This window comes from Pseudonocardia sp. ICBG1034 (genome assembly GCF_020131375.1).
Classification (GTDB): domain Bacteria; phylum Actinomycetota; class Actinomycetes; order Mycobacteriales; family Pseudonocardiaceae; genus Pseudonocardia; species Pseudonocardia alni.
Window position 1 is genome coordinate 620,584 of the sequence record NZ_JAHLEK010000015.1, and the last position, 12,943, is coordinate 633,526.

10 protein-coding genes and 1 riboswitch are annotated in these 12,943 nt (G+C 73.4%); of the genes, 5 read left to right on the plus strand and 5 right to left on the minus strand.

Annotated elements, in window-relative coordinates:
• Positions 1 to 44 precede the first annotated feature (44 nt).
• The 3 genes from KPF22_RS04605 to mdo form a co-directional block, all read right to left on the minus strand.
• Positions 45 to 1,586, minus strand: coding sequence for a VWA domain-containing protein (locus KPF22_RS04605; protein WP_224401329.1), 1,542 nt, complete (start codon positions 1,584 to 1,586; stop codon positions 45 to 47).
• Between the two features lie 12 nt (positions 1,587 to 1,598).
• Positions 1,599 to 2,873 carry a MoxR family ATPase gene (locus KPF22_RS04610; protein ID WP_224401330.1) on the minus strand — a complete coding sequence of 425 codons (1,275 nt, stop codon included), beginning with the start codon at positions 2,871 to 2,873 and terminating at the stop codon, positions 1,599 to 1,601.
• 135 nt (positions 2,874 to 3,008) lie between these two features.
• Positions 3,009 to 4,301 carry an NDMA-dependent methanol dehydrogenase gene (gene mdo, locus KPF22_RS04615; RefSeq protein ID WP_062398219.1) on the minus strand — a complete coding sequence of 431 codons (1,293 nt, stop codon included), beginning with the start codon at positions 4,299 to 4,301 and terminating at the stop codon, positions 3,009 to 3,011.
• A gap of 233 nt (positions 4,302 to 4,534) precedes the next feature.
• Positions 4,535 to 4,744: riboswitch (cobalamin riboswitch) on the plus strand.
• A 126-nt stretch (positions 4,745 to 4,870) separates the two neighbouring features.
• On the opposite strand from mdo, the gene metE reads away from it, so the two are divergent.
• The 4 genes from metE to KPF22_RS31830 all read left to right on the plus strand — a co-directional run bounded on the left by metE (position 4,871) and on the right by KPF22_RS31830 (position 10,524).
• On the plus strand, positions 4,871 to 7,180 hold the full coding sequence (gene metE / locus KPF22_RS04620) for a 5-methyltetrahydropteroyltriglutamate--homocysteine S-methyltransferase (RefSeq protein ID WP_224401331.1): 2,310 nt from the start codon (positions 4,871 to 4,873) through the stop codon (positions 7,178 to 7,180).
• Between the two features lie 91 nt (positions 7,181 to 7,271).
• Positions 7,272 to 8,801 carry an ABC transporter substrate-binding protein gene (locus KPF22_RS04625; RefSeq protein WP_224401332.1) on the plus strand — a complete coding sequence of 510 codons (1,530 nt, stop codon included), beginning with the start codon at positions 7,272 to 7,274 and terminating at the stop codon, positions 8,799 to 8,801.
• Positions 8,798 to 9,742: an ABC transporter permease gene (locus KPF22_RS04630; protein ID WP_224401333.1), complete on the plus strand. Its 945-nt coding sequence runs from the start codon at positions 8,798 to 8,800 to the stop codon at positions 9,740 to 9,742. The genes KPF22_RS04625 and KPF22_RS04630 overlap by 4 nt, the downstream gene beginning before the upstream one ends.
• A gap of 8 nt (positions 9,743 to 9,750) precedes the next feature.
• Positions 9,751 to 10,524 (plus strand): ABC transporter permease, encoded by a 774-nt coding sequence (locus tag KPF22_RS31830; RefSeq protein ID WP_224401334.1) that lies wholly within the window; start codon positions 9,751 to 9,753, stop codon positions 10,522 to 10,524.
• Between the two features lie 2 nt (positions 10,525 to 10,526).
• Here the strand turns inward: KPF22_RS31830 and KPF22_RS31835 are convergent, their stop codons facing one another.
• Positions 10,527 to 10,658, minus strand: coding sequence for a hypothetical protein (locus KPF22_RS31835; RefSeq protein ID WP_255624188.1), 132 nt, complete (start codon positions 10,656 to 10,658; stop codon positions 10,527 to 10,529).
• 86 nt (positions 10,659 to 10,744) lie between these two features.
• On the opposite strand from KPF22_RS31835, the gene KPF22_RS04640 reads away from it, so the two are divergent.
• On the plus strand, positions 10,745 to 11,746 hold the full coding sequence (locus KPF22_RS04640) for a hypothetical protein (RefSeq protein WP_224401335.1): 1,002 nt from the start codon (positions 10,745 to 10,747) through the stop codon (positions 11,744 to 11,746).
• Between the two features lie 118 nt (positions 11,747 to 11,864).
• On the opposite strand, the gene KPF22_RS04645 is transcribed toward KPF22_RS04640, so the two are convergent.
• The gene (locus KPF22_RS04645) at positions 11,865 to 12,941 is read right to left on the minus strand and encodes a ribonucleotide-diphosphate reductase subunit beta (protein WP_224402374.1); all 1,077 of its coding nucleotides are present in this window, start codon (positions 12,939 to 12,941) and stop codon (positions 11,865 to 11,867) included.
• Between the last annotated feature and the right edge of the window lie 2 nt (positions 12,942 to 12,943).

A 12,943-nucleotide genomic window follows, 5' to 3' on the forward strand; every position in this document is an offset into this window, starting at 1 on the left:
CCGTCGCGCGGACGGCCCGTTCGTGCGACGGGGGCGGGAGGCGGTCAGCGGCCGATCAGCTCGCCCGCCATCTCGTTGGTCGTCGCCTCGAAACCGGACAGGTCCCGCACGACACGGACCCGGTCGCAGTACTCGGCGTAGGCGGGCAGGTCGCAGCGACCCAGCCCCCACGAGTACCGCGGCTCCGGGGTCAGCCAGATCGTCTCCCGGGCCCGCCGGGTGATCTCGACGAACGCCTCCATGTTGGGGTCGTTGCCGTTCCCGCGGCCGTCGCCGAGCACCAGCACCGTCGTCCGGCGGGTGACCGCCGAGCCGTGGTCCTCCAGGAACTGGCCGAAGGCCAGGCCGTAGTTGGAGTTGGCGTCGACGTCGAGCTGGTCGCCCCCGAAGATCAGCCCGAGGGCGTGCTCGACGGGGTGGTCGGCGAACAGGTCGGTCACCTCGACCAGGTCGGCCACGAACGCGAACGAGCGCACCTGGCCGAACAGGTCCTGCAGACCGTGCACCAGGTGCAGGGTGAACCGCGCGGTGGCCCGGACCGACAGCGACACGTCGGCCAGCACCACCAGACGCGGCTTGTCCTCCTGGCGCTGCACGGTGACCGGGGAGAAGGGGACACCGTCGTAGCGCATGTTCTTGCGCATGGTGCGGGCCGAGTCGATCCGGCCCCGCGGCGAGACCCGTCTGCGGTGGGTCAGCGCGCCGTGCAGCGACTTCGCGAGCCGCCGCAACGAGTCCTCCAGCTGCATGCGCTCGGTCTCGCTGGCCCGGTCGACCTCGGCGACCCGTTCCGCGTCGTCGTGGCCCTCGACGATGCGCTGTTCGATCGCGAGCAGCTTCTCCAGGTGCGCCTTGAGCAGCTCCGGGAGGTTGTCGAGCACCCCGGCCAGGCGCCGGCGCAGCGCGGCGGCGTCGTCCTCGGTGCCCTGCTCCTCGTCGGAGAGCCGGTCCTCCTCGGAGTTCAGCCAGCCCAGCAGCGCGTCCTGCTGGGCGACCGAGAGGTCGGCGTCGACCTTGGTGCCCTGCTGCTGGGAGATGTCACCGGGTTGACCGCCGCCGGAGAACCGGTCGGTCTCGATCTGGACGCGCTGGCCGTCGGTGATGTCGTTGGCCTGCTCCTTGGACAGCACGATCTCGTCCGTCATCGAGGCCATGTCGATCTTGTTGGCCTCCTGGTGCAGGTTGTACTGCTCGGCCAGGTCCTCCGGGTCGAAGAACTCCTTGATGTCGACCGGGGCGCCGTGGTCGTGACCCTCCTGAGGGGTCTCCGACGGCTCCTCGGACAGCGTGAAGTTCTCCAGCGGGGTGTCGTCGGACAGATCGCCGTGGCCGTGGCCGTGCCCGTGGCCGGTGTCCGCCTCGCCCACCCTGACCAGGGCGAAGAACAGGTCGAAGACCTCGTCGAAGGTCGCCTCGTCACGCCGGTCCTTGATCAGCGCGATGCGCAGCGCCTCCTTGAGCACCGCCTTGTCGGACAGCACCCCGGGCTGGGCGGCGCAGGCCATCGCGTCGAGCGCCTCGGACACCGAGATGCGCACCGACCGGATCCGCAGCAGCCGGACGAAACGGTGGATGCTCGCTTCCACTCCGGGCCCCGATCAGACCGGGCGCTTGCGGGAGCCGCCGAAGGAACGGGTGCCCTGGCCGGGCGAGACCTTCCGGATCGCCGACGGCGGCGGCGCGACCCCGCCGGGCAGGCCGCCGTAGATGCCGCCGTGCCGTCCCGCCTGGTCCTTCGCGGCCCGCTTGGCGCGGCCGTCGACGTCGCCGTCGTCGTGGTCGTCGTCCACGCGGGCGGCCGGAGCACTCGGGGTCCGGGCCGAGGGCTCGCCGTGGTCGTGGTCCCCGTCGTGGCCGTGCCCGTGTCCGTGCCCGTGTCCGTGGCCGTGCTCGGGGACCACGGCGTTCGGGTCGACCAGCCGCGGCAGCGCGTCCAGGGCCTTCTTGACGTCCTTGTCGTACTTGACGACGACCGAGACGGTGTCGGACAGGATCTGTGAGCTGAGCTCGTCGACGCCGAGGACGGCCAGCGTGCGCGCCCAGTCGATGGTCTCCGAGATCGACGGCGACTTGCGCAGCTCCAGCTCGCGCAGCCCGCGCACGACGTTGACGAGCTCCTCGGCCAGCTGGTCCGACAGCCCGGTCTTCTTCGACTTGACGATCTCCAGCTCGCGGGAGGCCGACGGGTAGTCGAGGAACAGGTGCAGGCAGCGGCGCTTGAGCGCGGCGGCGAGGTCGCGGGTGTTGTTCGAGGTCAGCAGCACGTACGGGCGCTGCTCGGCGACGAAGGTGCCGATCTCGGGCACGGAGATCTGGAACTCGCCCAGGGTCTCCAGCAGGACGGCCTCCAGGGCCTCGTCGGCGCGGTCGACCTCGTCGATCAGCAGCACGACGGGCTGTTCGGAGCGGATGGCCTCCAGCAGCGGGCGCGGCGCGAGGAAGCGCTCGGAGAAGAACACGCTCTCCTGGGACCCGATGCGGTCGACCGCGGAGGCGAGGTCGGGGGCGTCCTCGACGAGCTGCCCGATCTTCTCGCGGAGGATCTGGGTGTACATGAGCTGCTTGCCGTAGTCCCACTCGTACAGGGCCTTGGTCTCGTCCTGGCCCTCGTAGCACTGCAGGCGCAGCAGCCGGCGCCCGGTGGCGACGGCGAGCATCTTCGCCAGCTCGGTCTTGCCGACCCCGGCGGGCCCCTCCAGCAGCAGCGGCTTGTCCAGCCGGGTCAGCAGGAACACCGTCGTGGCCAGGCGGGTGTCGGCGATGTAGCCCTGCTCCCGCAGGGTCTCGATCACCTGGTCGACGGACTCGAACGGACCGGTCGAGGCGACGGCGTCCGCCGCCTCGGTCACAGTGGGGACGACAGCCTCGGACACGCGGATATCTCCTTCGCGGGCCGCACCGGCTCTGGTGCGGAGAAGAGCGGGGCGCAGCCAGCGGGCCCACCCACCCGAGTATCACCTCGGATGGCTGGGCCCGCTGGTGCGACGGTGGACGTACTGACCTGCGGATCAGGTCAGCAGGTCGTCCAGGTCACCGTTGATGGAGTGGTCGACGACCGGGCGGACGGTCTCGAACGTGCACTCCTTCGGGTTGCCCGGGGTGCAGGCGTCGCCGAGGACGTGGTTGGTGATCCGGTCGACGTCGGCCGCGTCACCGACGATGGTCGGCGCGTTCTCGTAGAACTTGGTCGGGCCGATGCCCAGCCGGTTCTTCGAGTAGGTGTCCTGCTTGACGTCGGCGAACTTCTCCGGGATGCCCACGTCGCGCAGCAGCCGGATGGAGGCGGCGAGCGCGGCGTCGGCGGCCTGCGGCTTGGTCATGCCGCGGGTGTCGACCCCCATCGCCTCGGCGATGTCGGCGAAGCGCTCGTACACGACGGGCATGTTGAACGCCCACACGCGGGGCAGCGCGATGGCGTTGTTCAGGCCGTGGTGGGTGTCGTAGAACGCCGACACCGCGTGGCTGATCGAGTGGATGATGCCGAGACCACCGGAGTTGAACGCCTGGGCGGCGATGTACTGCGCGTACATCATGCCCTCGCGGCCGGAGAGCTCCTGGCCGTTCCAGACGGCCTTGCGCAGGTTCTGCGAGGTCAGCTTGATCGCGTGCAGCGCGTTGCCCAGCGACGGCTGGAAGTCCAGCCGCGAGACGTAGGGCTCCGAGGCGTGCGCGAGCACGTCGAACCCGCACTGCGCGGTGTAGTCGATCGGGCAGTCGTAGTAGAGCACCGGGTCGTCGATCGCCAGGGTGGTGACCGAGGCGTCGTCGAACGCGACGTACTTGTGCGGGTTGTCGGGGTCGGTCGTGGTGTCGGTGATGACGTAGGCCCACGAGGTCTCCGAGCCGGTGCCGGCCGTGGTGGAGACCGCGATGTGCGGCGGGTTGGCCGGGTTCTCGGACTTGTTGAAGCCCTCGAACTCGTTGACGTTGCGGCCGTCGTGCGCGACCGAGATGCGCGCGCCCTTGCAGGCGTCGTGCGAGGAGCCGCCGCCGATGGAGACGAACGAGTCGCAGTTGTTCTGCTGGTAGAGGCCCACAGCGTCCATGACGTTGTAGTCCTTGGGGTTCGACTCGACCTTGTCGTACAGCACGACCTCGAGGCCGTGGTACTTCATCGACTCGACGATCTTGTGGACGATGTCGGTGCCCCGCAGGCCCGACGTCATGACCAGGGTCTTCTTGAAGCCCAGCTTCAGGGCCTCCGGGCCGATGAGCTCGTGCGACCCCGGACCCATGAGCGCACGGGGGAACGGGTGGAACTCCTTGATGGGGAACGGCTTGAGCAGCTCGTCTACCTGCATGTCAGCCCTTTCTGAGGCAGGTGGATGGGTCGAGACCGCACGCTATGACCCCTGTGGCCGCGGGCACAGGGGTGATCGCCATTACCCCTCGGGAGACCGGGCAGGTTCCCCCTCCGAACGGAGGGGCGCAGGGTGAGGTCGCCCTCGACCCGGCCGCCGGGGAGGGTGTGACAGTAATGCCAATGTATGGCAACAGGGATCGCTCGGCAACAGTCTGTCCGGCCGGTCCGGGGTACTGTCGGCTCGCCGACGGTTCGTGCCGGCCCGACGACGGGGCGTCACGAGGCAAGAGGGAACCCGGTGGGAATCCGGGACTGCCCCGCAGCGGTGAACGGGAACGACCGCCGTCAACAGCACTGGGAGTGATCCCGGGAAGCGACGGCCAGTAGGTGTGCGCAGTGCGCCCGTGAGTCCGAAGACCTGCCGCCGGTGCGTGCGCCGTCCGGCGTGCGCGGATCCGTGGCCTCGCGGGAGGGCCGGGCGGACGACCGGGCACCGTCGTGCCCGGCGGTCGCAGGCGCCCCGTGCCGGCGACGGGTCCTCCACCGCACTCGCGAGGAGAGAGGGCCGTGAGCATTCCTTCCAGCAGCACCATCGGCAGCACCGTCCTGGGGTACCCCCGGATCGGACCGGACCGGGAGCTCAAGCGGGCGACCGAGGCGTACTGGGCCGGGCGGACCGACGCGTCCGCACTGCACGACGTCGCCGCCGGGCTGCGCCGCGACACCTGGACCGGGCTGCGTGACGCCGGGCTCGGCTCGGTGCCGGGCAACACGTTCTCGTTCTACGACCACGTCGGAGACACCGCGCTGGCGGTCGGGGCGGTGCCGGAGCGCTTCGCCGGCGTCACCGACCCGCTGGAGCGGCTGTTCGCGATGGCCCGCGGCCGCACCGGCGCCCCGGCCTGCGAGATGACCAAGTGGTTCGACACGAACTACCACTACCTGGTCCCCGAGGTCGGCCCGGACACCCGGCTCGCGCCGGGCAGCCGCAAGGCCCTCGACGAGTTCCGCGAGGCCCTGCGCAGCGGCGTCACCACCCGTCCGGTGCTGGTCGGGCCGGTGACCTTCCTGCTGCTGTCCAAGCCGACCGACGGCGCCCCGGCGGGCTTCCGCCCGCTGGACCTGCTCGGACCGCTGGTCGAGGTCTACCGCGACCTGCTCGCCGAGCTCGCCGAGGCGGGTGCGGAGTGGGTGCAGCTCGACGAGCCCGCCTTCGCCGCCGACCGGACGCCGGAGGAGGTCGCGGCGCTGCGCCGGGCCTACGACCGGCTCGCCTCGGCGACCCGGCGGCCCAAGATCCTCGTCGCGTCGTACTTCGGTGAGCTGGGACCCGCCCTGCCCGCGCTCGCCGCCACGGCCGTCGAGGGGCTGGCGCTCGACCTCGTCGCGGGGGCCGCCGACCTCGCCGCCCTCGACTCCGGAGGCCCGGCGGTCCCGGGGCTGGACCGGAAGGTGGTGCTGGCCGGCGTCGTCGACGGGCGCAACGTGTGGCGCACCGACCTGGACCGGGCGCTGGCGACGGCGCAGCGGCTGGTCGGCGTCGCGGGGCGGGTCGAGGTCTCGACCTCGTGCTCGCTGCTGCACGTCCCCTACGACCTGACCGCCGAGACGGCCCTGCCCGGCGACGTCGTCGACATGCTGGCGTTCGCCCGGCAGAAGGTCACCGAGGTCGTGCTGCTCGGGCGCGCCCTGCACGAGGGGCCCGACGCGGTCGCGGCGGAGCTCGACGCCGCACGGGCCACCCGGGAGCGGGTCGCCGCCACCGCGCGCCGCGACGAGCGGGTGCGGTCCCGGCTCGACGCGCTCGGCCCCGACCACTACCGGCGCAGTCACGGCGACGTCCGGGCGACGGTCCAGCGCGCGGCGCTCGGCCTGCCCGTCGTTCCCACGACGACGATCGGTTCTTTCCCGCAGACCGCGCAGATCCGGCGCGACCGGGCCGCGCACCGCTCCGGTGTGATCGACACCGGCACCTACGCCGAGCGGATGCGCCAGGAGATCGTCCGCGTGGTGCGGCTGCAGGAGGACATCGGGCTCGACGTCCTGGTGCACGGTGAGCCCGAGCGCAACGACATGGTCCAGTACTTCGCCGAGCACCTCGACGGCTTCGCCACCACCGAGCACGGCTGGGTGCAGTCCTACGGCTCGCGGTGCGTACGCCCGCCGATCCTGCACTCGGACGTGTCCCGGCCCCGGCCGATCACGGTGGAGTGGGCGCGGTTCGCCCAGTCGCTGTCCGACGCGCCGGTCAAGGGGATGCTGACCGGCCCGGTGACGATCCTGGCCTGGTCGTTCGTGCGTGACGACCAGCCGCTGGGTGACACCGCCCGGCAGGTGGGGCTGGCCCTGCGCGACGAGGTAGGAGACCTGGAGGCCGCCGGGATCCGGATCATCCAGGTCGACGAGCCCGCGCTGCGCGAGCTGCTGCCCCTGCACGAGCGGGACCGGCCCGGGTACCTGGACTGGGCGGTGGACGCGTTCCGGCTGGCCGGCGGGGCCGTCGCCGACGCCACCCAGATCCACACCCACCTCTGCTACTCCGAGTTCGGCGAGGTGGTGGGGGCGATCGACGGGCTCGACGCCGACGTCACCACCGTCGAGGCGGCCCGGTCGCGGATGGAGGTGCTGGCCGACCTCGGACCGGGGGTCCCGCGCGGGCTCGGCCCGGGCGTCTACGACGTCCACTCGCCCGAGGTGCCCGGCACCGACGAGCTGGTCGACCAGCTCGGTGCGGCGCTGCGCCACATCGGACCGGACCGGCTGTGGGCCAACCCGGACTGTGGGCTGAAGACCCGCGGTGAGGCGGAGACGGTGGCGGCCCTGACCAACCTGGTCGCCGCGGCCCGCCGGGTCCGGGACTCGGCGACGACCGGCTGACCCCGTGTCGCGACGCCCCGCGGCTCCCCGGCCGCGGGGCGTTGCTCACGCCGCCATTGATTGAACAGATGGTCAGATGTAGTCATATGGGGTGATCGCACGAAAGATGGCCGCGCTGCTCGCGGCCGCCGCCCTGGTGCTGACCGGCTGTGGCGCCGGCACCGGCGCCGGCGGCACCGGGACCCCCGACCCGGCCGGTGAGCTGACCGTGGCCCTGCAGTTCCCGCCGCGCGCCGACTACGCCTTCGACGCCGACGACGGCGCCCGGCTGCAGTCCCTCGGCGTCGCCGAGACCCTGACCACGGTCGACGCCGACGCCCGCCCGGCGCCGATGCTCGCGACGGCCTGGGAGCAGCAGGGCAACGCCTGGCGGGTCACCCTGCGCCAGGACGTGCGGTTCCACGACGGCACCCCGCTCACCCCGGACGCCGTCGTCACGGCGCTGCGCTACGTCGCGGGCGTCGAGGCCCCGCCGCGGGCGATCCGGGGCATCGGCTTCGCCGTCACCCCCGACGGCGCCGACGCCGTGCGGATCACCACCACCGAGTTCGACCCGGTGATGCCGCTGCGCCTGTCCAGCGGCAACCTCGGCATCCTCGCGCCCGCCGCCTACGCCGGCGGCGGGGCGCCGGCCTACCTGCGCACCGCGACCGGCCCGTTCGTGCTGGACTCGGTCAGCGGCGCCGACTCCGCGCAGCTGGTCCGCAACGACGACTACTGGGGCGAGCCGGCGGGTGCCGCCCGGGTCACCGTCCGCTACGTCGAGGACCCGCAGGCCCGCGCGCTGGCGATCCAGGCCGGCGACGTCCAGTTCGCCGAGGGGCTGCCGCAGGCCCAGCTGGCGCAGGTCCGCGCCGCCGGCGCCGAGGTCGTCGAGTACCCCAACGCGCGCACCGTGCCGCTGCAGCTCAACCAGTCCGCGACGCCGTTCTCGGACCTGCGGGTCCGCCGGGCCGTCACCGCGGCGCTCGACCGCCCGGTGCTGGCCCAGCAGGTCCTCGCCGGTGGGGCCGCACCCGCGGCCGACCTGTTCGGCGCGGCCGTGCCCTGGGGCGAGACCGCGCCGCCGCCCGGGGCCGACGTCGCCCGCGCCCGGCAGCTGCTCGCCGAGGCCGGCTACACCGAGCAGAACCCGCTGACGGTGCGGCTGTGGACCTTCCCGAACCGGCCCGAGCTGCCCGCGCTGGCGAACGCGATCCAGGCGATGCTCGGTGCCGCCGGGGTGAAGGTCGACATCACCGTCGGGAACTACGAGGCCCAGGAGCCGAAGGTCCTCGCCGGTGACTACGACATGTTCCTCAACTCGCGCAGCTACCTGTCCGACTTCCCGGACGCGGCGAGCACGCTGACCTCGGACTACACCTGCGACGGCAGCTACGCCATCGACCAGTACTGCAACCCCGCCTACGACGCGCTGGTCGACCGGCTCAACTCCACCGAGGACCCGGCGGCCCGCCAGCAGCTGTTCGGAGAGGCCGCCGCGATGCTGACCCGCGACGCCGTCGGCGTCATGGTCGTGCACCCGCGCAACACCGCCGTGCTGCGCGGCGCCACGGGCTTCGTCCCCGACCCGCTGCAGATCCGCCCGGTGCTGCCGCAGCTCTCCCCGACCACGGGGTGATCGGGCTCCTGCTGCGCCGGCTCGCCGTCGTCGGGCCGGTGCTGCTGGCCGCGTCGGTGCTGGTGTTCGCGCTGCCGCGGCTGGTCGGCGTCGACCCGGCGCGGGCGGTCCTGCGGGCCCGCAGCGCCGAGGCGGTGCCGGACCCGGCGACCGAGGCGCGGCTGCGGTCCTCGCTGGGACTGGACGCGCCGGTCACCGAGCAGTACCTGCGCTGGCTGGGCGGGGTCCTGCGCGGCGACCTCGGCCACGGCTACGTCGCCCGGACCCCGGTCGCCGGGCAGATCGCCGACGCCGCGGCGGTCTCCGGGCTGCTCGCGGTGCTCGCGCTCGCCCTCGCGGCGGTCGTCGGCATCCCCGCCGGGGCCTACGCGGCACGCCGGCCCGGCGGACTGCTCGACCGGTTCCTCGGGCTGGGCACGGTCGCCGGGGTCGCGGTGCCGGAGTTCGTGCTCGCCCCCTGGCTGGTGCTGGTGTTCGCGGTGTGGGCCGGGGCGCTGCCCGCGCTCGGCTGGGGCGACCCCGCCCACCTGGTCCTGCCGGTGCTGACCCTCGCCGCCTACCCGGGGGCGCTCGCCGCCCAGCTCGTCCGGGCCGAGACCGCCGGGGTGCTGACCCGCCCGCACGTGCTCGTCGCCCGGGCCAAGGGCCTCGGTGCGCACCGGGTCCTGTGGCGGCACGGCGCCCGGCTCGCGACGACGTCGGTGACCGCACTGGCCGGGATGTTCGTCGCCGGGCTGCTGGGCGGCTCGGTCGTGGTCGAGGTCGTGTTCGGCATCCCCGGGCTGGGTCGGCTCCTGCACCGGGCCGTCGTCGCGCAGGACCTGCCGGTGGTGCAGGCGGGCACGCTGCTCGTCGTCGCGGTCGCGGTGGTCGCGGGGGGGCTGGTGGAGGTGCTGGCGACGGCGCTGGACCCGGTACTGCGCTCGGCGGGGTCACGGTGAGGCCCCGGGTGCGGACGGGGTGGTGGGTCGCGGCCGGGGTGGCCGCCCTGGCCCTGGCCGCGCCGGCATTCCTGCCCCACCCCGACGCCGTCGACTTCGCCGGGATGCTCGCCGGGCCGTCCGCGGCGCACCCGCTGGGCACCGACCAGCTGGGCCGCGACCTGCTCGCCCGCACCGTCCACGGCGGACGCCTGACGGTCGGGCTGGCGCTGTCCGCGGTGCTGGTCACCGGGGTGGTCGGGGTGGCCGTCGGGTCGCTCGCCGCCGTCGCGGGCCCGTTCGGACGGGCGGTCATGCGGGTCGTCGACGTGCTGGCGGCGATCCCGGTGGTGCTGTTCGGGCTGCTCGCCGCGGTCGCGCTGGGTCCCGGTGTCGGGTCGCTGCTGGTGGCGGTCACGGTGATCGCCTGGACCCCGTTCGCCCGGCAGGCCTACCTGCTCGCGCTCGCCGAGCGGCAGCGGGAGTACGTGACGGCGGCGGTCGCCCTCGGCGCGGGGCCCGGGCGGGTCCTGACCCGCCACATCGCGCGAAACCTCGTCCCGCCGCTGGCCGCGCACGCCTGCGTCCGGTTCGCGAGCACGCTGCTCACCGTCTCCGGGCTGTCCTTCCTCGGGCTCGGCGTCCAGCCGCCGACCGCGGAGTGGGGCGCGATGGTGGCCGAGGGCCGCGAGTACCTGTTCGGCGCGCCGCAGGTGGTGCTCGTGCCCTCGCTGGCGGTCGTGCTGACGGCCGGGACGGCCCTGTGGTGGGGACGCCGGTGGGAACGGGTGGGTGCCCGGTGAGCTCAGGCCGCGTGGACCTGCCCGCCCGCGGGGTCGAGGGGCCTGCCCAGCTCGGGGAACCAGCGGAACGCCTCCGGCCTGCCCTCCCAGTCGCAGCCGGCGCACTCCGGGCCGTCGTGCGGGTGCTCGTCCACGATGCCTCCCGATCGTTGTTGCCATCATTGTGCAACAGGGCGTGTCGGGGTGTGAACCCTCCGGTCGGAGGGGCAGGGTGAGGGACGTGGGCGACGGGGACGACGTGGACGACGTGGCCGGGCTGCTGAGCGCGTACCTGGCCGACCCGTACGCGGGCTGGAGCATGGGTGCGCCCGGCGCGATCGCGGAGTTCGTGCGGACCCCCGACGAGCCGGTCGGGTCGTCCGGGCGGGGCACGGTCGTCACCGCGCGCGGCGGGATCCGGATCGAGCCGCACCCGTCGACCCGGCCGCTGGCCTACCGGACGCCCGTCGGCCCGCACGAGCACTGGAACCACGCGGTCGCGCTCTGCCTGCCCGCGACCGCGGCCCGCGGGGCCGCGCGGACCGCCGTCACCGTGCTCGGGCCCGACCACTCCGCGCTGCGGCGGGCCGACCGCGACGCCGTGCTCGTCGACCTCGGGCTGGGCACGACCACGGTGGACGCCTGCGTGCGCACGGCCGACCCCGACCTGCTCGGGCTGCTGCACCGTGCCGCGGGCGGCCCGCTCGACGGCGCGCTGACCGCCGCGCTGGTCGCGGCGGGCCCGCACCGCGTGTTCACCACCGCGCTCGGCCGGGTCGAGGTGTACGCCGCGATCCCGCCGCCGGAGGGGCGCTCCCCGGACGGGCCGCACACCCACCTGCTCCCGCACGTGCTGCGCGAGGGCCGCACGCACGCGGCGACCGTGCCCGTTCCCGCCGGTCACCTGCCCTGCGCGCACCTCTACCCGGCACACCCGCTGACCGACCTCACCGGGCGTCCGATCCCGTTCGACCCGACCCGGGCGGCCGCCTTCGACGGCCTGCTGGAGCGGTTCGGCGACCCGGACCAGTGGGCGGTGACCGCCGGGGTGGTCCGGGCGGTTGCGGCGGGGGAGGCGCCCGGGCCGCGTCCGGCGACGGCGCCCGGCCGGGCCGCGCAGGCGGTCGCGCTGCGGGTACTCGCCGTCGCCGGTGGGGCGGACCCGGCCGTGCTCGACGCCTGGCGCGGCCGGACCGGCGTGGACGGGCTCCTCGACCCGAGCGGCGACCGCAACGCCGGCTGACGGCCCTCAGGCCTCCGCGGCCGGTTCGGGCGCACCGGTGGCGGACCACCGCTGCTCGACCCGTCCCCGGGAGGTCAGGTCCGCGGGCCGGGCCGGTCACCCGGCCCGGCCCACCCCCTCAGTCCCAGTCCAGCGACCCACCCGTCCGGTACTCGGTCACCCGCGTCTCGAAGAAGTTCTTCTCCTTGCGCAGGTCCATGGCCTCGCTCATCCACGGGAACGGGTTCTCCGGCTCCCCGAACAGCGGGGCGAGCCCGATCTGCTCGGCCCGCCGGTCGGTGATGAACCGCAGGTAGCGCTCACAGGACTCGGCGGTCAGGCCGAGCATCCCGCGGGGCATGGTGTCGCGGGCGTAGGCGACCTCCAGCTCGCACGCCTCGTGCAGCATCGCCCGGATCTCGGCGGCGAAGTCGGCCGTCCAGAGGTGCGGGTTCTCGATCTTGATCTGGTTGATGCAGTCGATGCCGAAGTTCAGGTGGATCGACTCGTCCCGCAGGATGTACTGGTACTGCTCGGCGATGCCCACCATCTTGTTGCGCCGGCCGAGCGAGAGGATCTGCGCGAACCCGGTGTAGAACCACATGCCCTCGAACACCACGTAGAACGCGACGAGGTCACGCAGGAACGCGCGGTCGTTCTCCGGGGTGCCGGTCCGGAAGTCCGGGTCGGACAGGGCCCGGGTCCAGCGCAGCGCCCAGGCGTCCTTCTCGGTGATCGAGGGGACCTCGCGGTACGCGTTGAACAGCGCGCCCTCGTCGAGCCCGAGCGACTCGCACACGTACTGGAACGTGTGGGTGTGCACGGCCTCCTCGAACGACTGCCGCAGCAGGTACTGGCGGCACTCGGGGTTGGTGAGGTGGCGGTACACCGCGAGCACGATGTTGTTCGCGACCAGCGACTCCGCGGTGGCGAAGAACCCGAGGTTGCGGGTGAGCATGAGGCGCTCGTCGTCGGTGAGCCCGCCGGGGGAGCGCCACAGCGCGATGTCGGCCTGCATGGCGACCTCGGTCGGCATCCAGTGGTTGGCGCAGCCGGCCAGGTACTTCTCCCAGGCCCAGGTGTACTTCAGCGGCAGGAGTTGGTTGACGTCGGCGCGCGCGTTGATCATGCGCTTGTCGTCGGCGTCGATCGGGGCGGCGCCGCGGGCGATCTCGCCCAGGCCGCTGGCGTTCTCGGTGCTTCCGGTGGGCTGCAGAG